General features: G+C 45.6%; 14 protein-coding genes. 11 read left to right on the top strand and 3 right to left on the bottom strand.

Features of this window, described 5'->3' with window-relative positions; genetic code table 11:
- Positions 1-28: 28 nt before the first annotated feature.
- The 10 genes from K7A41_RS09980 (at position 29) to K7A41_RS10025 (ending at position 16,024) form a co-directional block, all read left to right on the top strand.
- Positions 29-628, top strand: a complete 600-nt coding sequence (locus tag K7A41_RS09980; protein ID WP_028068381.1) for a TetR/AcrR family transcriptional regulator — start codon at positions 29-31, stop codon at positions 626-628.
- Positions 629-705: 77 nt separating this feature from the next.
- Positions 706-1,902, top strand: a complete 1,197-nt coding sequence (locus K7A41_RS09985; protein ID WP_265713620.1) for an efflux RND transporter periplasmic adaptor subunit — start codon at positions 706-708, stop codon at positions 1,900-1,902.
- A 24-nt stretch (positions 1,903-1,926) separates the two neighbouring features.
- Complete coding sequence (locus K7A41_RS09990; RefSeq protein WP_265713621.1) at positions 1,927-5,115, top strand: efflux RND transporter permease subunit; 3,189 nt, start codon at positions 1,927-1,929, stop codon at positions 5,113-5,115.
- 6 nt (positions 5,116-5,121) lie between these two features.
- Entirely contained in the window at positions 5,122-6,567 is a 1,446-nt protein-coding gene (locus tag K7A41_RS09995) for an efflux transporter outer membrane subunit (protein WP_265713622.1), read from the top strand.
- A gap of 369 nt (positions 6,568-6,936) precedes the next feature.
- Complete coding sequence (locus K7A41_RS10000; protein WP_028068386.1) at positions 6,937-8,043, top strand: sensor histidine kinase; 1,107 nt, start codon at positions 6,937-6,939, stop codon at positions 8,041-8,043.
- A complete protein-coding gene (locus K7A41_RS10005) occupies positions 8,040-8,801 on the top strand; it encodes a LytR/AlgR family response regulator transcription factor (RefSeq protein WP_028068387.1) in 762 nt (253 codons plus the stop codon). Before K7A41_RS10000 ends, K7A41_RS10005 begins: the two co-directional genes overlap by 4 nt.
- Before the next feature lie 214 nt (positions 8,802-9,015).
- Positions 9,016-10,137 (top strand): efflux RND transporter periplasmic adaptor subunit, encoded by a 1,122-nt coding sequence (locus tag K7A41_RS10010; RefSeq protein WP_051606454.1) that lies wholly within the window; start codon positions 9,016-9,018, stop codon positions 10,135-10,137.
- Positions 10,138-10,222: 85 nt separating this feature from the next.
- Positions 10,223-13,372 carry an efflux RND transporter permease subunit gene (locus tag K7A41_RS10015; RefSeq protein WP_265713623.1) on the top strand — a complete coding sequence of 1,050 codons (3,150 nt, stop codon included), beginning with the start codon at positions 10,223-10,225 and terminating at the stop codon, positions 13,370-13,372.
- Between the two features lies 1 nt (position 13,373).
- The gene (locus tag K7A41_RS10020) at positions 13,374-14,792 is read left to right on the top strand and encodes an efflux transporter outer membrane subunit (protein ID WP_265713624.1); all 1,419 of its coding nucleotides are present in this window, start codon (positions 13,374-13,376) and stop codon (positions 14,790-14,792) included.
- A 365-nt stretch (positions 14,793-15,157) separates the two neighbouring features.
- Entirely contained in the window at positions 15,158-16,024 is an 867-nt protein-coding gene (locus tag K7A41_RS10025; RefSeq protein WP_265713627.1) for a DMT family transporter, read from the top strand.
- 56 nt (positions 16,025-16,080) lie between these two features.
- On the opposite strand, the gene K7A41_RS10030 is transcribed toward K7A41_RS10025, so the two are convergent.
- From K7A41_RS10030 to K7A41_RS10040, 3 genes are all read right to left on the bottom strand, one after another.
- Complete coding sequence (locus K7A41_RS10030; RefSeq protein WP_265713628.1) at positions 16,081-17,331, bottom strand: DEAD/DEAH box helicase; 1,251 nt, start codon at positions 17,329-17,331, stop codon at positions 16,081-16,083.
- A 103-nt stretch (positions 17,332-17,434) separates the two neighbouring features.
- Complete coding sequence (gene nhaA, locus K7A41_RS10035; RefSeq protein WP_265713629.1) at positions 17,435-18,634, bottom strand: Na+/H+ antiporter NhaA; 1,200 nt, start codon at positions 18,632-18,634, stop codon at positions 17,435-17,437.
- A gap of 463 nt (positions 18,635-19,097) precedes the next feature.
- The gene (locus K7A41_RS10040) at positions 19,098-20,078 is read right to left on the bottom strand and encodes a hypothetical protein (RefSeq protein ID WP_138097057.1); all 981 of its coding nucleotides are present in this window, start codon (positions 20,076-20,078) and stop codon (positions 19,098-19,100) included.
- Positions 20,079-20,365: 287 nt separating this feature from the next.
- Between K7A41_RS10040 and K7A41_RS10045 the strand changes: the two genes are divergently transcribed.
- Positions 20,366-21,991, top strand: a complete 1,626-nt coding sequence (locus K7A41_RS10045; protein WP_028068396.1) for an ABC-F family ATP-binding cassette domain-containing protein — start codon at positions 20,366-20,368, stop codon at positions 21,989-21,991.
- Positions 21,992-21,995 lie beyond the last annotated feature (4 nt).

Raw genomic sequence — 21,995 nt, forward strand, 5'->3', positions numbered from 1 at the left:
ACAGTGTTAAATCATTTATGAAATAAACATGGGTAGCAAGGAACGCATACAACGTCTCAAAGATGAGAACAGAAACAATATTTTGGATGCTGCACTTCAAATCGTAAAAGAAGAGGGGTGGCAGGCCTTGAGTATGCGTAAGATTGCGGATATCATCGAATACACCGCGCCTATGATCTATGAATATTTTGCCAATAAGGACGCTATCCTAAACGAGCTCGCCAATCAGGGATACCTACTGCTCGCCAAGAAAGTAAAGCAAGCACGATCAACCGAAACCGATCTGGAAAAACAATTGGAAGCCATGTGGTTTAGCTATTGGGATTTTGCTTTTGACGAACGTGAACTATACCAGCTGATGTTTGGTGTAGGTACAGCCTGCTGCGGATTTGAAAAGACCTATAAATGTGCAGAATCACATGGCAAAATCATCAGCGATGTAATCCGCGAAATCATGAAGGACAAAGACCCCTCAGAAGATCTGGTCTGTAGAAAATACTTTACTTACTGGTCGATCATTCACGGCCTCATCTCCATTAATCTGGTCAACCAAGGCAATGGGGATAGCACGAATCAGGAGGTACTAAAAGATGCTATTTACGGCATCACCCGCTCGTTAAAAGATTAATTTTTTTTATACAAGAATATACAACGTTAAAAAATCTAACACCGTTAAATAAAACCAAAACTCAATTTTAATATCACATGAAAACAAATGTATCACCAAGTCTTAAAAAGATTTACATTCCAGCACTTAACAGTGTTAAACGAATTAATATCGTAAAGACTGCATATGTGCTGAGCGCTATTTTCTTATACAGCTGTTCGACAGGCACAAGCAAACCAATGGATGCTCCTCCTGTCAGCCTTCCAGTTATCGCTATCGAACAAGGCAACGAGACGGTATACCAGGAATATCCCGCTACCATAGAAGCTTCATCGAATATTGAAATCAGACCCCAGGTAGAAGGAATCCTCGAACAGATCTATGTCGATGAGGGCGCTAGAGTACGCAAAGGTCAGGCACTTTTCAAGATTAACGACCGCCCATATCAAGAGCAGCTAAACCAAGCCAAGGCAAACTTGCTGGCTGCAAAAGCGACCTTGGAAAATGCGGAGCTGGAAGTTGAAAAGAAAACTAAATTGGTCAACAACAAAGTACTGACTGATTTTCAGCTGAAATCTGCCATTAGTGCCCGCAATGCAGCAAAAGCCAATGTACAGCTGGCGGTGTCTGCGGTAGAAGCGGCAAAAATCAACGTGGGTTATACCTTAATTCGCGCATCGGCCGATGGTTATATCGGAAGACTGCAGCGTAAGCAGGGAAGCTTGGTAGGACCTACGGACGGTCAGCCGCTGACAACGCTTTCCAATGTTAAAGATCTCCATGTTTATTTTTCTTTGGGCGAGAATGATTTCATTGCATTCAAAAACAATACAGCAGGCGATAATCTTCAACAGAAATTAAACAACCTTCCCCCCATCAGCCTGGTACTTTCTGATCAGACCGTTTATGACCAAAAAGGAAAAATAGATATGGTGGATGGCCAGTTTGATAAAAATACAGGCGCCATTACACTCAGGGCTACCTTCAGCAATCCAGAGGGTGTCCTGCGCAATGGAAACACCGGCCGTGTTAGACTTCAGAAGAAATACGATCAAGCACTATTGGTTCCTCAGCTAGCAACGCTGGAAATGCAAGACAAAATCTTCGTTTACACCGTCGGGAAAGAGAACAAAGTGGTGCAACAACCGATTACTGTCATCGGAAAAAGTGGTGCCAACTATCTTGTCAGCAAAGGGATCTCTGCCGGGGATCGTATCGTCTATAAAGGCATCGACCTACTTCAAGATGGCCAGAAAATCACTCCACAAGCTTTTTCAAAAGACAGCATCAATTAATATTATAACTCGACAAACATTATTATGCTTAAGAAATTTATAGAAAGGCCCGTACTTGCCACCGTAATTTCCATATTACTGGTCATACTGGGAATTATCGGTATACTCAAACTGCCTTTACAGCAGTTTCCCGACATTGCTCCCCCAGCGGTACAGGTAACGGCACTATATCCGGGTGCCAATGCCGAGACTGTACTCCGCGCTGTGGCCCCTTCATTGGAAGAATCGATCAATGGAGTGGAAAACATGAGCTACATGAGCTCAACGGCAAGTAACGACGGCTCACTGATGATTACCGTTTATTTCAAGCTGGGCACCGATCCTGATCAGGCAGCTGTCAACGTACAAAACCGTGTTGCTCAAGCCACCAGCCAGCTTCCCGCTGAAGTGGTTCAGGCCGGCATAACAACGGCTAAACAGCAGAACAGCCTAATCATGGTATTGGATCTCTATACCGAAGATGAGAGTAAATATGATCAAACTTTTATTACCAACTATGCGCAGATCAACATTATTCCCGAACTGAAACGTATCCCTGGCGTTGGGCAAGCACTGGCGTTTGGAGGTAGCAAAGACTATTCGATGCGTGTATGGCTAAATCCGAATCAGATGGCAACCTACAAGCTGACGCCCGAAGAAGTAATGGCTGCCATTCAGGACAAAAACGTGGAAGCTGCACCGGGAAAATTCGGTGAAAGCAGCCGCGAAGCCTTTGAATTTGTAATTAAATATAAAGGTAAACTCAATCAGCCCAGCGACTATGAAAATATCATTATCCGCTCAAATACAGATGGATCTGTATTGAGACTTAAAGATGTTGCCCGAGTGGAACTTGGATCGTATACCTATGCCAGCCATACCCGCATCAATGGGAAGGCTGGACTCAATATCGGTGTGATGCAGCTCGCAGGCTCCAACGCCAACGAAATTCAGATCGCCATTCAGGAGTTTATGGAGAAAGCGTCCCTAAGCTTTCCTAAGGGAGTGAAATACCTCGTATTATACAATACCAAGGATGCACTTGACCAGTCTATCGATCAGGTTAAACATACATTGGTCGAAGCTTTTATCTTGGTCTTCTTAGTGGTATTCTTGTTCCTGCAGGATTTTAGATCAACCTTGATCCCAGCTATTGCTGTACCTGTTGCGATCGTGGGTACGTTCTTCTTCATGCAGCTATTCGGTTTCTCTATCAATCTCCTGACTTTGTTTGCGCTGGTGCTGGCGATCGGTATCGTCGTCGACGATGCCATTGTTGTAGTCGAGGCCGTGCACGCCAAGATGGAACATAATCACCTGCCGCCAAAGCTAGCGACAACATCCGCCATGAGCGAAATCACTGGAGCGATTATCTCCATTACCTTGGTGATGTCTGCTGTCTTTCTGCCCATCGGTTTTATGGAGGGCTCGACAGGGGTATTCTATAGGCAATTTGCTTTTACCCTGGCCATCGCTATTGTTATTTCTGCAATCAATGCACTGACCCTGAGTCCAGCACTCTGTGCATTGTTTTTAAAACCAGTACATCATACAAACGGTGAAGCGAAGCAACTCAACTTTAAAGATCGCTTCTTCGCGGGTTTCAATGTTGGGTTCGAACGAATCACCAAAAACTATCTGGGAAGCTTACGCTTTTTGATCCGTTACAAATGGGTCGCATTTGCTGGCCTGGGCATCACCTTGCTGTTGACGGTTTTCATGATCCGTCGTACGCCTACAGGTTTTATTCCCTCAGAAGATCAAGGGTTTATCGCCGTGTCGCTTTCCATGCCTGCCGGAGCATCGCTGGACCGTACATCGGGAGCATTAGCCGAAGCAGAAAAACAGCTTCAACATGCTGACTTCACCAAAACACTCAACGTACTTGCCGGTTTCAACATTTTGACACAGTCCACCAGCCCTTCTGCAGGTGTTGCCTTCATCTTGCTTAAACCGCACGAAGAACGGGGCCATATCAAAGATATCAATGCCATTATGGCCGATGTCAACCAACGCCTTGCAAATATTAAAGGGGCCAACTTCTTTGTATTCACCTTCCCTACTGTTCCCGGATTTAGTAACGTGGACGGACTGGATATGGTACTTCAGGACCGCACGGGAGGGCAGCTCGGCAAGTTTAGCTCGGTCGGACAGAATTTCATTGGCGAGCTCATGAAACGGCCTGAAATCCTGATGGCTTTTACCACTTTCAAAGCGGATTACCCACAATATGAGCTGCAAGTGGACGACATCAAGGCCGAACAGCTCGGCGTGAGCACCAAGAGCATTCTGCAGACCATGCAGGCTTATTTTGGCAGTGCGCAGGCTTCAGACTTCAACCGGTTTGGCAAATATTATCGGGTGATGGTCCAGGCAGATGCCAAAGACCGTAGTGAACCTACAGCTATGGACGGTATTTTTGTAAAAAACAGGCTTGGAGACATGGTGCCCATCAATACCCTAGTAAAATTGGAACGTGTTTACGGTCCAGAGACCGCTTCTCGATACAACTTATTTAATTCGATTGGTATCAACGCCATCCCTAAACCCGGATACAGCTCGGGAGATGCAATCCGCGCGGTGGAAGAAGTTGCCAAACAACAGTTACCCACGGGCTTCACCTATGAATTTTCGGGCATGACCAAAGAGGAAATCGTTTCTGGCGGACAGTCTACGCTCATTTTCATCCTCTGTCTGATCTTCGTTTACTTCCTGCTTGCGGCACAGTACGAAAGCTATATCATTCCGTTGGCCGTCATACTGTCTATCCCAACAGGTATATTCGGGGTGTTCGCGGCAATCAGTCTTACTGATATTGCGAATAACATCTACGTTCAGGTGGCCTTGGTGATGCTTATCGGGTTACTGGCTAAAAACGCGATCCTGATCGTCGAATTTGCAATTCAGGGCCGCAAACAGGGCATGTCCATACCCAGTGCTGCCCTTAATGCTGCAAAGCTGCGTCTAAGACCGATTATCATGACCTCCCTAGCTTTCATCGTTGGTATGATCCCGATGATGTTCGCTATAGGGCCTTCAGCTCAGGGTAACCACTCTATCAGTATTGCCGCAGCAGGGGGCATGCTTTCAGGAGTTATTTTAGGGCTTTTTATCATTCCGATCCTCTTTATTTTCTTCCAATTTATCCAGGAAAAATTGAGCAGCACAGCGACACAGGAACACCAGGCAAAAGAACCGGCTGCTCTGGAAATTCCGGTACATACAAATAATTAGCATATCATGACAACAACGAAATATATGAATAGACAAGCTAAACTTCTGGCGGTTTCGATCTTATCTTTTGTCGCATGGTCCTGCAGCACGGAAAAGCTGGTGAGCAACAAACAACATGCTCCCAGCCTCCCCGAGCAGTATCGTGATCAGGGCGCAGTACCGCAAGCAGGCAACATCGGCTCTATTCCATGGCGGGATTTCTTTAAAGATCCTACCTTACAAAGCTTAATAGATAGCGCCATTCAGCATAACCTTGATATGCAGCTGGCCCTAAAAAATATCGAAGCCGCGCAACTGAGTTTAAAACAAGCAAAAGCCAGTTACCTTCCGGCAGCACAGTTGCAGATCAGGGCAAATAGTACCAACCCGTCCAATAACAGCATGAACGGATTGAGTCTCGGCCAGTTCTTAGGTCAGCACCATGTCGAAGATTATACCGCCTCAGTAGGACTCTCCTGGGAAGCCGACTTGTGGGGTAAAATCAAGAGCCAGAACGCCGTCGCCCTGGCATCCTATCTGCAGACAGAAGAGGCCCGAAAACTTATTCAGACTCAGGTGGTCGCCCAGGTGGCACACGGCTACTATCAGCTTTTGATGCTCTATACGCTTCGCGATATCGCAAAGCAGAATCTGCAGCTCAGTGATACGACCTTGCGGATTGTCAAACAGCAATATGAAGTAGGCGATATTTCTTTACTTGCCTTAGAGCAGGTAGCGGCACAACGCTTATCGGCAGCAGCCCTGATTCCTGATTTCGAACAGCAGATCCGTATCCAGGAGAATGCCATCCAGATTCTCAGTGGCAAACTCCCAGCGCAAATCAACATAGTGAAGCAGCTGACTGATGTACGCTTTCCCGAAAATCTGGCGACCGGCGTCCCAGCGGACTTATTAAGCTACCGACCGGATGTCAAACAGGCTGAACTTGCAGTTACCGGATCACAGGCTTATCAGCAGTACAGCAAAGCAAAGATGTATCCCTCGCTCATCATCAGCGCCGAAGCAGGTGTAAATGCGTTCAAAGCGAGCAATTGGTTCAATATTCCCGCCTCCCTGTTTGGTGCCATTACGGGAAGCATCACCCAGCCTATTTTTCAACGTAAGGAATTGAAAACGCAGTACGAGCTCGCGCGGGTGGAACAGGAGAAAAACGTAATGATCTTTAAACAAAAAGTCATTGCCGCGGCAGGAGAAGTCTCCGATGCACTGATCTCCATACAAAAACTAAAAGAAAAACAACAAATCGCCTTGGACAGGACCAACCGGCTAAAAGAGGCGACCAAACACGCCAACCTCCTTTTCGAGACCGGCATGGCCACTTACCTGGAGGTTATTACCGCACAGAGCAACATCCTGCAGAGTGAACTTGAGCTCGCTCAGGTCAGCAAAGCGGAGCTTTCGGCCGTGGTAGACCTTTACCGTTCCTTGGGCGGTGGATGGAGCAACAATTAACGTGCAATTTTTCTAATTTTATATCACATATCTGGACGACAGGGGACCACCTAATGGGTCTCCTGTTTTTTGTTTATAAATCTTTCAAACGATGGAATAAAAAAGAACAAATGCCCCTCAGATTTGCAAGTCGGCCTTTCATTTCCGGCATAAAAAGATATTTTTCTGCCAGGTATACAAATTCAAAAAAAATCGCTATCTTATAGGGAAAACCAGTCACTCTTAAGCAGTGGGCCACATACGATTGGGTAATAATAAAATGATATTTCGGAATGCTGTTTGTACGCTTCGGCACAAAATTGTCATTCAATCCTTAGATGAATTGCGAAATTTGCGTAGATTTCAAAAGGTAAATATTAAGTAAAACGAATGCAGGATAAAGTCAACTATAAAAATGATGAAAATTTAATCAGTAAAAACAAGAAAAGGCTATTATTCACCATCCTGTCTTTTCTTCTCATCTATCTTATCGCTTATATTATTGACCCTTTTGCCAGTTGCTGGAACGGCTACTTTCAGCGAAATATCTTTGAAATACTGGGAGAATGGACATTTACCATCATTTATAGTTTCGCGATTTCCGAATTCAGCATTTTTATGCACGGCAGGCTGGACCGTGTCATTACCTGGAAAGACAGCCCCATGGAAAGACTGATCATAGAGACCGTCATCAATCTTTTCGTCGTGCTGATGATCAACCTCCTCTTGGTTTATATCATATCCCGCTATTATTATGAACTGCAGAATATCACCGTGGCGGGATCATTGGAAGAAAAAAGAGGCGTCATACAAAATATCTCAATCAGCGTGATGGTGGCACTCCTGATTATGGGAATTAACATCGGGATTCATCTGATCAACAACTGGAAAAACGAATCCATACGTGCTGCAAAACTCGGACAGGTTATCTTGGAGACCGAACTGCAATCGCTAAAACTGCAGATTGACCCCCACTTCGTTTTCAACAACCTCAGTGTACTCTCCGAAATCATTCTGGAAAATCAGCAGCTGGGTTATGAATATGCCGAAAATTTTTCCAAGATATATCGCTATCTGTTGGTCAACTCCAAGAAGGATGTCATCTCACTGGAAGAAGAACTTAATTTTCTCGATTCCTATATTTTTTTGATAAAAAATAGATTCGGCGACGGTGTTCATTTTGAGATCAACGTGGATCCGGCCAAATACAGCTACCAGCTCCCTCCTCTCACCCTACAGCTGCTCGTCGAGAATGCGCTCAAGCACAATCAGACAAACAAAAAACGGCCGTTAAGAATTAAAGTATATACCAACTCACAAAACCAGCTCGTCGTCGAAAACACCCTGTTACCTATTGAACAGGTATCGGAATCATCTGGGCTCGGCATCTCCAATATCATCAAAAGGTACGATTTACTGTCCCACCTGCAACCTCAGATTTTGAACACCGGGAGAACATTTAAAGTTAATTTACCACTAATTGAACAAGCGTCATGAGTATCACCAATATATTGATTATTGAAGACGAGAAACTGAACGCCGATCGCTTAAAACGTCTTTTGCGCGAGATCAAACCCACCGTCCAGATTCTGGATGTGCTTGATAATATTGCAGACAGCATAAGCTGGTTTAGCGACAATGAAACACCGGATCTTGTGATGATGGATATCCGCCTCTCCGACGGCCTGAGTTTTGAAATCCTGGAAAATGCCAAAATCGATTGTCCCATTATCTTTACAACCGCATTTGACGAGTATGCCGTACGCGCTTTTAAATTCAATAGCATAGACTATCTTCTTAAACCGGTAGAGAAGAAAGAACTCGCAGATGCGTTGGAGAAACTGGAAAATCTGCTGCTTCAGCAGCTAAATCACGTACCCTTACAGGGTTTGCTCGATTTTATCGCGCCTAAGGATTTTAGGGCACGTTTTTTACTTCCGTATAAAGACGGCTATAAAACCGTGGTCGTAGAGGACATTCTGTATTTCTATTCTGAATTTAAAATGACTCACGCCCGTCTAAAATCCGGACAGGTCGAAATCGTCCCCCAGACCATGGAAGAATTGGAACAGCAACTGGATCCCAAGGTCTTCTTTCGCGCCAATAGACAGTTTATCATACATATAGACGCAATTAAGAGATTGCACAATCACTTTAATGGCAAACTGAAAATAGAAATCAGGCAAAGCGAAGATGTCGAAATTCTCGTCAGCAGGGAAAAGGCGCAACTGCTCAAAAATTGGCTGGACTACTAACCTTCCCTCCGCTCTTAACAACGCTTCAAACGCATTTAGCGCTGACGTGGTCCAGCTTTCTGATACCTCGTTGCCGGATCCATATTTTTGGCTGTTAAATGATAAATTCAGGTCAGAACATCTACGGTTCAGCGGCCAATTGTAACGTCTCGGTAGATTTTTCCTCCCTGAGCGTCAAAACAATTCTTTCTTTTGCTTTACAAAAAATGATGATATGGCACAAAGAACGATGACTCTAAAACCTTTTCTTACTTTAATTACAGCAGCTACCTTATTATCGTCCTGTGGTGGCAACCAGGAGCAACCACAGGAGCAGGCCATTACTGTTGATTTTATCGAATTGTCTCCTACCGAAGCGGAGACTGAAAAAAAATATCCGGGCGCCCTGGAAGGTACCGTCAATGTTGATGTCAAAGCGCAGGTAACAGGCTACCTGGATCAGATTTATGTAAAAGAGGGTGACTATGTCACTGCTGGTCAAGCGCTTTTTAAAATAAAACCCGATGTATACAATGAGCAGGTAAACAATAGCAAGGCGGCTTACCAGGCGGCTTTGTCCGCCGAACAGAACGCAAAGCTGGAGATTGAAAAAATACAACCATTGGTCGAGGGCAAAGTTTATACTGAACTTCAGCTCAGAACGGCTGAAGCAAACTATGCGGCCGCTAAGGCACAAGTAGCACAGGCACGCGCCGCTTTGGGATCATCGGAGATCAATGCACGTTTCACTCAGATCAACGCCCCTGTGAGCGGCTACATCGGACGTATACCGAACCGCATCGGCAACCTGATTACGCCCAATGATGCTATACCGTTGACCACCCTGTCGGAAATCAATACTGTGAATGTTTACTTCGCTTTAAGTGAAGCGGATTTCATCGCATTCGTACGGGATCAACATGGCAAAACAGGCAAGCAGAAAGCCAGCCTGATCCTTGCTGACGGAACGGTATACGAACACAGCGGTCAGGTGGAAGTCGCCAGTGGAAACATTGATAAAAACACCGGCAGTATAACCCTGAAAGCAAGCTTCCCGAATCCGAATAAGGTATTGCGTTCGGGCGGTTCGGCCAAGGTGGTATTGACAAAGAAACATGAGGATGTGCTGCTGGTTCCGATGGCAGCGGTTAAAGATATTCAAGACCGGTACTTTGTTTATGTCATTGGAGAAAAAAACAAAGTGGCCATGAAACAGATCGAAATCGCCGGCAATACGGCCAACGAATACCTGCTTAAATCTGGACTAACGGCAGGAGAAAAAATCGTAATGAACAGAATTGATGTACTCAATGATGGAATGCAGGTGCAGCCAAGCAAAGTACATATAAAACCGTAACCCGGTTTGGATTTTATCTGTAGTAAGCATAAGCGGCTAAACAAGATCCATTCTGTATTTGAGATCCTATAAAATTTAAAATAAAATGCTGAAAAAATTTATTGACAGGCCAGTGCTGGCGACTGTTATATCGATCATATTTGTTATACTCGGGATAATCGGGCTTTTGCGGTTACCTCAAACAAGGTTTCCCGACATTGCCCCGCCCACAGTGCAGGTGACCGGCAGTTACCCCGGCGGTAACAGTGAGACCGTATTACGCTCGGTCGTCACACCACTCGAAGAACAAATCAATGGCGTGGAGGATATGGAGTATATCACATCTACGGCAAGCAATGATGGTACCTTCTCAGTCCGCATTGTATTTAAAGCAGGAGTGAATCCGGATCAGGCGGCAGTGAACGTCCAGAACCGTGTACAACAGGCCACGCCCATTTTACCACAGGAAGTGGTACGCATGGGACTTACAACCTCCAAGCAGCAGAACAGCATGATCATGATCTTTAATATCTATACGGTCGATAATAAGAAATATGATGAACTGTTTTTGCAAAACTATGTTAACATCAACTTGATTCCGCAGATCAAAAGGGTACCGGGTGTAGGCCAGGCAATGGTCTTCGGTTCCAAGGATTATTCCATGCGGGTATGGTTGAATCCGCAAAAAATGGCGAACTACAGTCTTGTACCTCAGGAAGTGATCGCTGCCATATCAAAGCAGAGCCTCGAATCTGCGCCCGGCAAACTGGGTGAGGAATCCGATGCACCCCTTGAATATGTAATTCGATATAAAGGAAAAAAAAATCTGCCAGAACAGTACGAAAATATCATCGTTAAAAATGATGATGTTCAGATCGTCAGGCTCAAAGACGTCGCCCGAATAGAATTTGGTTCGATAAGTTATAGCGGTAATTCGCAAAACAACGGTTTGAATACTGTAACGATCGGTATCTTCCAGACATCGGGTTCCAATGCCAACGAAATCGAAATCGGAATTGACAGACAGATTGAAATCGCGGCTCGTTCTTTCCCGCCCGGAATCAAAATTTTTAAGCTGGTCAGTACCAAAGAGCGTCTGGATGAAAGTACTGCTCAGGTCCGCTCGACGTTGATCGAAGCCTTTGTCCTGGTCTTTTTGGTGGTATTCCTGTTTTTACAGGACTTGCGGTCTACGATCATTCCTGCCATAGCAGTACCAGTCGCTATTGTGGGTACCTTTTTCTTCCTGCTGGCCTTTGGTTTTACGATCAATATTTTAACTCTTTTTGCATTGGTATTGGCTATCGGTATCGTCGTCGATGACGCGATCGTCGTTGTCGAAGCCGTTCATGGCAAGATGGAGACCTCTAGTATGACGGGCAACCAGGCGACACACAGCGCCATGAGTGAAATCACGGGAGCTGTTATTTCCATCACCTTGGTTATGTGCGCCGTGTTCATTCCGATTGGTTTCATGACCGGTTCATCCGGAATGTTTTACAAGCAATTTGCCTATACCTTGGTGATTGCAATCGTCATTTCGGCCATAAACGCGCTGACGCTGACACCCGCATTATGTGCTTTACTGCTCAAAAATACGCATGCCGAAAATCACGGAGAACAATCACGGAAGTCCGGATTCTCGCAACGGTTTTTCACAGCATTCAATGCCGGATTTGAAAATATGACCAACCGGTATGTGGGTTCGCTAAAATTCCTTGTGAAGAAAAAATGGATTGCAGCCCTTCTGATTATTGCTACCGTTGGGATTGCAGGATATCTGATGACGAGCACATCCAAAAGCTTCGTGCCGATGGAAGATGACAACTTCGTTGTTTATAGCTTAGAAATGCCTCCGGGAACAGGCTTGGACCGGACAACGAAAGCAGTCGAAAAAATAGAAAAGCTCCTGGCTGGCATCCCCTCTATTGAAAGCCATACGAGCATCACTGGATTCAATATGATTGGTAACAACTCCAGTGCCGCCTATGCGACAGGATTCATCCGCCTGAAGGATAAAAAGAAACGTGGCGACATGCATGATATCGACCAGATTCACCAGCTGATTTCACAGAAGCTGGCCACAGTCAAGGAAGGTACAGCAATGGCTTTCCGTTCTCCCCCAGTGGATGGTTACGGTATGATGAACGGTGCCGAACTTGTGCTGCAGGACCGTGCGGGAAAATCACCGGTGGAACTGAAGGCCATGTCCGACTCGGTGATCGCAAAGATCATGCAGCAGCCCGGTGTACAGTTTGCCTACACGATGTTTAGAGCTGATTATCCGCAAATGGAACTGGAAGTGGACGAAGACAAAGCTGCGCAATTGGGCGTTGATGTCAGTGAGATGCTGTCCTCAGTACAGACCTACTTTGCCGGGGACCAATCTCTCAATTTCAACCGCTTTGGTAAGTTCTATCGCATTGCTGTAAAAGCGGACGGAATTTATCGGACAGACAAAGAAGCGTTCAACGAGATTTTTGTCAAAAACAACCGCGGAGAAATGCTACCCGTAAATACGCTGGTCACACTACGCAAAGTTTATGGACCGGAGTCTGTAACGCGGTATAACTTGTATAATTCACTGACCATTAATGTGGTCAGTAATCCCGGTATCAGTAATGGGGCCATCATGGAAACCTTGGAAAAAAATGTGCTGAACAAATTACCGGGCGACTACAGCTACGAGTGGACTGGATTGAGTCTGGAAGAGAAATCGTCAGGCAATCAGACTATGCTCATTTTGACGCTGAGTCTGTTGTTTGTCTACTTTCTACTATCCGCGCAATACGAAAGTTATCTGCTGCCGTTGGCGGTACTGCTATCGATTCCGACTGGAATAATCGGTTCATTCCTGGGCACACGCGCCATTGGGCTCGATAACAATATCTATGTCCAAGTTGGATTGATCATGTTGATCGGTCTTCTGGCTAAAAACGCGATCCTGATCGTCGAGTTTGCCCTGCAGCGCAGGCGCGCAGGGTCATCGCTTATTGATTCGGCTCTGGAAGGTGCACGCGCGCGACTCCGCCCGATTTTGATGACCTCCCTGGCCTTTATCGCAGGCATGGTGCCGCTGATGTTTGCCACCGGTGGTACAGCTACTGGTAACCACTCCATCAGTACCGGAGCGGCAATGGGCATGCTAAGCGGAGTCGTCCTTGGGGTTATCATTATCCCCATATTGTATTTAGTATTTCAATATTTACAAGAAAAAGTCTCGCGCAAAAAAAACGCAGACCACACACATGAGTAAAATGAAAAGATTTCATCCTTATATTATTATAGCAAGTACCACCATCCTGCTGGCGTCCTGCAGTCTGGGCAAAAAATATGCACGTCAGGAGCTCGAATTGCCCAGTGAATTTCGAAACAACGAGGTACTCCTAACGGCTGATACATTGGCCCTATCGTGGCACTCGTTTGTGAAAGATCCAGATCTAACCGCCCTTATCGAGAGAGCGCTGCTCAAAAACGCTGATGTCAGTGTGGCGCTGCTTAACATGAAGCAGCTGGAGCTCGCCTACAAGCAATCAAAAAAAGGACTGCTGCCCACGCTTGACTTTAATTTGGGAGCCAACAGGACGTGGTTATCGACCAATTCACTAAATGGTTCCTTAAGTGACCAGTTTATCGGAACTTCTTACATGGACGATTACAGCGCTACACTCAGACTGTCATGGGAAGCGGACATCTGGGGTAAGGCCAGCATGCAGAAAGAGGAAGCCCTGGCAAATTTCTTTGGCCAGAAAGAAAACTTTTCTGCACTGAAGACCCGCATTATTGTCCAGGTCATACAATCCTACTACAATTTGATTGCACTGGACGAACAGCTAAAAATCGCTCAGAAAAATGTGCAGCTCAGCGATAGTACCCTAAGCATGATCCGGCTGCAGTACAATTCAGCACTTGTCAGTTCCCTGGCGGTGGAGCAGGCCGAAGCCCAGAAGAAAACGGCTGAATTACTAATTCCTCTGGCAGCACAGAATATTGCCATTGAGGAAAATGCCTTGAGCATATTATGCGGCGATTTTCCGGACAAGATCCAGCGATCAGCAGTCCTCGATGCGGCAGTTATCCACCAGACCTTTGCAGCAGGGGTACCAGCAGAGCTACTTAGCCGTCGCCCCGATGTGAAAGCCGCCGAATACGCAGTAGTGGCAGCAAACAGCAGAATAGGTCTGGCAAAAGCAGCAATGTATCCCTCAATCAGTCTGACACCGTCGATAGGTACCAACTCATTTCAATTCAAAAGCTGGTTTGATCTCCCCGGCTCTATCGTAAAGACCCTGGCCGGAAATATCACACAGCCTATCTTTCAGAAAGGCGCTTTGAAAACCAACTACGATGTTTCAGTCATAGAGCGGGATAAGTTGGCCACTCAGTTTAAGCAGACTGTCCTGCTCGCCGTGTCTGAAGTGTCGGATGCGCTGGCTAAAATAAAGCATACCGAAGAGCGGTTGCAGCTTCTTGAAGCAAAGTCTTCATCGTTGGCGAAGGCAACAGCGGATGCCGGTCTGCTTTACAAAAATGGAATGGCAAACTATCTGGAAGTCATCACAGCGCAAAATAATGCGCTACAGAATGACCTCGAACATATAACGGTGAAACGGGATAAAATCAATGCCCTGACTGAGCTATATCGTGCATTGGGGGGCGGCAACGATAGCGAATAACCTGTTCAGGTTTATATCCTATGGCGATTTGGCGGAAAGGGGACATCTTAATAGGTTGTCCCTTTTCTTCTGTCGTTCCTACTTCACGTCCGCCATCAGCCGTTGACACTCCCCTCATACCGCTGTCAGATTGCACTTTCAAAGCAATTTACTTGCACAATACACCGCGTTTTGTTATATTCGTGTAAGTATCGAATGTCATGAATAGAACAAGTTGTCTTCCTCCACCAAGAGCGTAATATCTACAGGTACGAATGAAGCATGGAGCCGGTAATATCGGCTATTTTCGCTTGCTTCAAACCATCAGTTACATCTTATTTTTTCATACAGCTGTCTTTAGAGACGCGCTGGAAGACAATTTTTTTATGAAACATTCATATTTCATCCTGCATATTGCTGTGCTATGTCTGGGCCTATCGGGTGTACTGGGCAAAGTTATTCAGCTCAATGAGGCAATGCTCACGTGGTTTCGCGTATTCTTCGCTGCAATAGCGCTTTTTTTAATTTTAAAATGGGCTAAAGTCCCCCATACGGTCAGCCGCTGTGAGAAATGGGCTATTGCCAAAAACGGGTTATACATCACCGCCTCCTGGTTGCTGTTTTATGCAAGCATCAAATATGCCAATATATCCATTGCTGTTGTCTGCTATTGCATGGCAAGCTTCTTTACCGCTATCTTTGCCCCCCTTATCAACAGGACAGCTTTCCGGAAATCGGAATTCTTACTGAGCACGCTGACACTATTGGGGATCGCGCTGATCTTCCATTTTGAGCATACGCGCCAGCTTGGAATTGCCTTTGGTGTCATCTCCCCTGCATTTGCCTCCTTATATGCCATTCACAACGAAAAACTGGTCCGGAAATACCATAGCGTTCTGATCAATTATTATCAAATGATCGGCGGCACCCTAGGCCTCGGGCTTGCACTCCCCTGCTTCCTTTATTTTTATCCAGCTTCCACCTTTGTACCGCGCATACAGGATATCTTTTACCTGATCGTGCTCGCTCTGGGCTGCACAGTAGCCGTATATCTTGCCTTTACAGAGATCCTAAAAAAAATCTCTGCTTTCACACTTAACCTGAGTTTAAACCTCGAACCAGTATACGCGATTGTTTTGGCATTTCTGTTTTTCGGTGAATCCAGACAGGTCAATCTTGCATTTTATGCGGGGCTGGCACTGGTTATACTTTCGGTTGTGCTGCAGCATATGCTCAATAAGAAAAGAGAATAAGCCTCCGAGCTGCTATCATACTTGGCAACAGCAACAAAAACGGGCTAAGTGAAGGATTATGCCCGTTTTTGTTGCTGTTCAGTGTTGCTGTTTTTCTTCTTCTTGTTATTACTAAAACGTCGCCGCTTTGATGTACCATTGCCCTTATGTACTCTCTTTTTCGGATTATATTCCGGGCCGGACTCGAATCCGTTGGGCAGTGCAACCTGCTCAATAGGATAGCCGATCAGGTTTTCGATCTGCGAAAAACGGTACTGATCCTTTTCATTGACAAAGGTAATCGCCGTTCCTGTCGTCGCTGCCCTGGCGGTACGCCCGATGCGATGAACATAGTCTTCTGGATCTGGTGGCACATCATAATTTACCACCAGGCTGATTCCAACGATATCGATGCCACGCGAGATGACGTCTGTCCCTACAAGTACACGTACCTGACGCGACCTAAATCTGCTCATGATATCTTCACGCTTGGACTGGTCGAGGTCAGAATGGAATCCTTCGGCATCAATACCCAGCTTCTGTAGTTCCTGCGCAAGCACTTTAACGGTACTTTTTTGTGAAGCAAAGATAATGACGGAAGCATAATCGGGATTCTGCAGAATGATTTTCAGTAGATTCATCTTCTGCTGATCATACACTAAATACACCTGCTGGTCGATTCCCTCCGATGGCTTCGAAATCGCTATATTGACTTCAACCGGCTGATTTAAGATCTTTCTCGCAAAGGTGCGGATTTTGATCGGCATTGTCGCCGAAAACAGAAGCATCTGCTTCTTCTTGGGCAGATAGCTGACGATACGCAGTATGTCATCCTGAAACCCCATGTCCAGCATGTTGTCCGCTTCATCGAGCACAAAATGCGTTAACTGCGTCAAGTCGACTTTCATGGAGCTGAGGTGGCTGATCAGCCGACCGGGTGTAGCTACGATAATATTGACACCTTCCCGAATCGCACGTTTCTGCTGTTCGTAGCCTATGCCATCGCCGCCACCATAGATGGCGATAGAAGTGGCTCCGGTGTAATAGGCCATTCCCATGATCTGTTGATCGATCTGTAGAGCCAGCTCACGGGTCGGCACCAGAATAATCGCACGGATGGCCTCTTTGGGGTCTTTCGCGACCGCGTCTAGGATTGGCAGCATATAAGCTGCTGTTTTGCCTGTGCCGGTCTGGGCACAGGCGATCATGTCTGCCCCCCCTTTGATAATGGGTATAGTCTGTTCTTGAATAGGCGTAGCCTCTTCAAACATCATACTTTCTAACCCCTCTTCCAATGTGGGAACAAAACCAAATTCAGTAAATTTCAAATTTTTAATGTTATTAAATATGTCCCAAGTTACGAAAACTTCTCTATATATAAAGACCGTAGCCCTTTATCCCAAACGATAGCGTCCACAGCTTGCGCCAGTATTATCGGATAATACCCGCATTCGCCGCATGGTCGCTCTCCGTTGAAAGCCTGAGCAGCGTGTACCCCAATATTCCGGCACAGAGCGAGGCCACAAGCACCGCAAACTTGGCTTCTTCAACCAAAAGCGCATCGTCAAAGGATAAAATCGATATAAAGATGGACATGGTAAACCCTATACCACCCAATAATCCCACACCAAAAAGCTGCTTCCAATTCGCTCCTTCAGGTAACTGCGCTATTTTCAGCTGTTTTGCAACAAAACAGATTAAAAATATGCCGATGGATTTTCCTGCGATCAGACCCACAATGATACCAATACCTAGTGTTGAGGTCAGACCACCCAGCATTTCCGCATGGATGGGAATCAGCGTATTAGCAAAAGCGAACAAAGGGATAATCAAAAAGTTCACCGGCTTGGTTAGCATGTGCTCAAGTTTCTCCAGTGGCGACTCCTGATCATCGGGGGTGGTCGGCAGTGTCATCGCTACCAGTACTCCGGCGATTGTCGCGTGAATACCCGAATGGTGTATAAAATACCAAATGAACAATCCCGGTACAAGATAAGCCCACAATGCTTTTACCCCTAGCTTATTCAGCAGAATCAAAAATATAAAGATACCCAACGCAATAAAGAGATATGTCGCATGCACGCCATTACTATAGAATAAGGCGATCACCAGTATGGCAAGCAGGTCATCCACGATGGCGAGCGCAGCAAGAAATATCTTTAGGCTTGCAGGCACCCTATTCCCTAGTAGCGTGATTACAGCCAACGCAAAAGCAATGTCCGTGGCCATCGGTATTCCCCAGCCATGCGCAGTAGCCTCCTGATCTTTATTCAACAGAAAATAGATCAGCGCAGGCAAAAGCGCTCCCCCTACCGCGGCTAAGATAGGCAAAATAGCTTTACTGGGTGAAGACAACTCTCCCTCCACAATCTCTCTTTTGATTTCAAGTCCCACCAACAGAAAAAATATGGCCATAAGACCGTCGTTGAGCCAAAGGAGCCATGAATACTTTAAGTGAATATGATCTGTTTCAACACCTACCTCCCGCATGAGAAAATCCATCACCGGCGTGTACAATGAGGTATTCGCTACAATTAACGCCAGAATCACGCAGGAAAAAAGAATGATTCCGCCCGCAAAGCTCGATTTTAAAAATTCTCTAAAGACAGTTAAATTAATAAGTTTTGACATGACAATACAATCTTAAATTGCTTAAAAGGTTCACAAGATACAATTTTCTTACCACTATTCCAGCTTAAATCGCAGGTTTTCCACGCCCCGAAGCAGACCGAAGACCACTGCTCAGAGAAACTATTGTCCGCAGGCAATTAAACATTGTCATTTTTAAGATTTAATTTGCCTTTGTTCAAAAAATTACTTAGCTTGCTACTATAGTTAATAAACCGTTTATTATGTGCAAGAAGTGGATTTTCATGGTGCTTCTTTTCGTAGCAAATTTTACATATGCGCAAACGACAGAGGATACAACCCAACAACAACAATCAGGTTCCCATTACATCATTTTAGCGATTATCGCTATTATTGTCATCGTCTATATATTATACAGGAGGCAAAAAAGGAAATTTAATGAATAAGGGAGATCAAATGATCTCCCTTTTCTTTTTAAGCACTTGTTTAATTCTAAAGCACCCCGTTAATTTTGGATAGGTTCATTTGTCTGCGCCAGACGCTGTGAACCCGTATTGGCCGGACAGGCAATATCGTCTGTTGCATCATAAATAAGCTTCTTATCCTTTAATTTGCTGATCAACTGTTCGGGTACATAAACTTGCACTTTTGTCACCGAATAACCGCTCGGAAAATAGCGTACATAGTAACCGTCGGGATGCAACGTCCATATACCGCTTGGAACATCGCTCCGCGGTTCGGCCATTCCCGCCAGAATAGCATATTTTTCAAATTCAGCATACGAATAATTGCCTGAGGAAACAAGCTGCCGGATATTATTTTCCGCTTCAAATATAGCCTGTACCGCCGGAGGCATCTGGTCCTTTGCCTTTTGTACCACATCAAACGGCAATATGCCAAGTGCCCCGCCCTCAAGCTGTAATAACTGTTCCGGTGTCAGTAACTTTAAGGCTGTTTCTTTTACAGGCCCCGCGTAGTCGATAAACTTTGTTCGCGCGATGATGGTCCAGAGGAGCATCTGTACAGAGGACTGCTCAACTTCAGGATGTTTCTCTGCACTTCTCAGTATCGCAATCACGACATCCCGCTTTTTGCCAAGGGTGGGCGCGTACATATAGCCATCACCTTTCGAAGGCGCATACGTACCCGCCTTTAGACAGTAGCTTTTATTAGTCATCTCAAAATGTCCGGCTTCCAGTAGGTAGCCATTGTCACCGTTCTTAGGGAGGTCCTGCAAAGGTTTATAGGTTGCAGCGTCTTCAAAATCAGGCATCTCCTCCCCTTTCCTGTTTACATCTTCGAAATTCGTACTGATAGCCTCCGGTTCCTTCATCAGCTTATCCAGGCCCAGCATTTTGCTTCCCTTCGAGGCCACAGCCTTGCTGGCTTTATCGAGCAGGCCGCCAAATTGTGCCGACGCTCCCTGAAGGTTCAACGTCATGAGCGCACACAGTACAATACCATAGGTCACTTGTCTTCTTTTCATAATAAAAATTGATTTCAGCTTTTCTAACAAAAAAGAAGCCAATGTGCCCGCAGCATGGTAGTTTTACAATTTATTAATATCACTTTTATGGAACACGTTTTCTATCCCTCTGCCCATCCTACCGGCCGCTATCCACCATATCAACTTGGACTTAAACGACACTCAAACAGGTGATTCTCTCTTGCCAACCTGTTACGTACAGTGCCATTGCCGCCTTGTGAATTAATTATACGCGGACGATCTTCGGAAATACTTAGAAATACAAGATTAAAACGTATCTTTGCAGCATGATTAATGTATCGAATCTATCCCTTCGCTATGGTAAACGTGTACTATTCGAAGATGTCAATCTAAAATTCACACCAGGCAACTGTTATGGTATTATCGGTGCCAATGGAGCGGGTAAATCCACTTTTTTAAAAATTATCTCCGGCGAAGTTGATCCGACCACAGGTTCTGTTTCATTCACACCAGGCGAACGTATGTCTGTATTGAGCCAGGACCACTATGCTTTCGACGAGTATTCGGTGCTGGAAACCGTCATGATGGGCAATCAGGAACTTTACAAGATCATGAAAGAAAAAGATGCCATCTACATGAAGGAAGATTTTTCGGATGCTGACGGTGAGCGCGCGGGAGAACTCGAGAGTCTCTTTGCTGAGATGGATGGCTGGAATGCTGAATCCAACGCGGCAACCTTGCTGAGCAATCTAGGCATCAAAGAAGACCTGCATTACAAGCTGGTTTCCGAAATTGACGGTAACCAAAAGGTTCGGGTGCTCTTGGCGCAAGCCTTATTCGGTAACCCTGATATTCTGATCCTCGATGAGCCGACCAACGACTTGGATATCAACACCATTGCTTGGTTAGAAGACTTTCTGGCGAGCTATGAGGCTATCGTACTGGTTGTATCCCATGACCGCCACTTCCTTGATGCTGTGTGTACACATACGGTGGATATTGATTTTGGCAAGATGACCATTTACACTGGTAACTACTCGTTCTGGTACGAATCTTCACAGCTGGCATTGAAGCAGCGCGCCGATCAGAACAAGAAGATGGAAGATAAAATCAAGGAGCTTCAGGAGTTTATCCGCCGGTTTTCCGCCAACGCTTCCAAATCCAAGCAGGCGACTTCCCGTAAAAAAGCACTGGATAAAATCAATATTGACGAGATCAAACCTTCCAACCGTAAGTATCCGGCGATCATGTTCAATACGATGAACCGCGAACCGGGAGATCAGACATTGCAGGTAGAAGGATTGAGCAAAACCGTGAATGGCGAAGTATATTTCAAAGACATCACATTCATGATCAATAAAGGCGATAAAATTGCTGTCCTAGGACCGAATTCACTGGTAACAACGGCCTTCTACGACATTATCACCGGTCGTGATACCGATTTTGGCGGCGAGTTTAAATGGGGGGTCACCATCACTCCTGCCGATATGCCAATCGATAACGCAGCCTTTTTCGAAGGAAAAAATGAGAATTTAGTTGACTGGCTGAGAGACTACACGACCAATCCAGAGGCAGACGAACAGTTCCTCCGTGGATTCCTCGGTAAAATGCTATTCTCCGGTGAAGAAGTCTTGAAAAAAGTCTCCGTGCTGTCCGGGGGGGAAAAAATGCGCTGCATGTTCTCCAGAATGATGCTTCAGGGAGCCAATTTCCTGATCTTCGACGAACCGACAAATCACCTGGATCTCGAATCCATCACAGCGTTGAATAATGGAATGTTGGATTTCAAAGGCTCCATGCTTTTTACTTCCCGTGACCACGAGCTTACTGAAACCGTAGCAAACAGGATCATCGAATTGACTCCGAAAGGTATTATCGACAAGTTAATGACCTACGATGAGTACATTAATAGCGATGTGGTAAAAGCTCAGCGCGAAGAAATGTACAAATAAGATC

Source organism: Sphingobacterium sp. InxBP1, from assembly GCF_026191775.1.
Classification (GTDB): Bacteria; Bacteroidota; Bacteroidia; order Sphingobacteriales; family Sphingobacteriaceae; genus Sphingobacterium; species Sphingobacterium thalpophilum.

Excerpts from the sequence above, each read along its gene's own strand:
- K7A41_RS10010 (WP_051606454.1), top strand. The coding sequence starts at position 9,016 with ATGGCACAAAGAACGATGACTCTAAAACCTTTTCTTACTTTAATTACA.
- K7A41_RS10020 (WP_265713624.1), top strand. The coding sequence starts at position 13,374 with ATGAAAAGATTTCATCCTTATATTATTATAGCAAGTACCACCATCCTG.
- K7A41_RS09995 (WP_265713622.1), top strand. The coding sequence starts at position 5,122 with ATGACAACAACGAAATATATGAATAGACAAGCTAAACTTCTGGCGGTT.
- K7A41_RS09980 (WP_028068381.1), top strand. The coding sequence starts at position 29 with ATGGGTAGCAAGGAACGCATACAACGTCTCAAAGATGAGAACAGAAAC.
- K7A41_RS10045 (WP_028068396.1), top strand. The coding sequence starts at position 20,366 with ATGATTAATGTATCGAATCTATCCCTTCGCTATGGTAAACGTGTACTA.
- K7A41_RS09990 (WP_265713621.1), top strand. The coding sequence starts at position 1,927 with ATGCTTAAGAAATTTATAGAAAGGCCCGTACTTGCCACCGTAATTTCC.
- K7A41_RS10000 (WP_028068386.1), top strand. The coding sequence starts at position 6,937 with ATGCAGGATAAAGTCAACTATAAAAATGATGAAAATTTAATCAGTAAA.
- nhaA (WP_265713629.1), bottom strand. The coding sequence starts at position 18,634 with ATGTCAAAACTTATTAATTTAACTGTCTTTAGAGAATTTTTAAAATCG.
- K7A41_RS10015 (WP_265713623.1), top strand. The coding sequence starts at position 10,223 with ATGCTGAAAAAATTTATTGACAGGCCAGTGCTGGCGACTGTTATATCG.
- K7A41_RS10025 (WP_265713627.1), top strand. The coding sequence starts at position 15,158 with ATGAAACATTCATATTTCATCCTGCATATTGCTGTGCTATGTCTGGGC.
- K7A41_RS10040 (WP_138097057.1), bottom strand. The coding sequence starts at position 20,078 with ATGAAAAGAAGACAAGTGACCTATGGTATTGTACTGTGTGCGCTCATG.
- K7A41_RS09985 (WP_265713620.1), top strand. The coding sequence starts at position 706 with ATGAAAACAAATGTATCACCAAGTCTTAAAAAGATTTACATTCCAGCA.
- K7A41_RS10005 (WP_028068387.1), top strand. The coding sequence starts at position 8,040 with ATGAGTATCACCAATATATTGATTATTGAAGACGAGAAACTGAACGCC.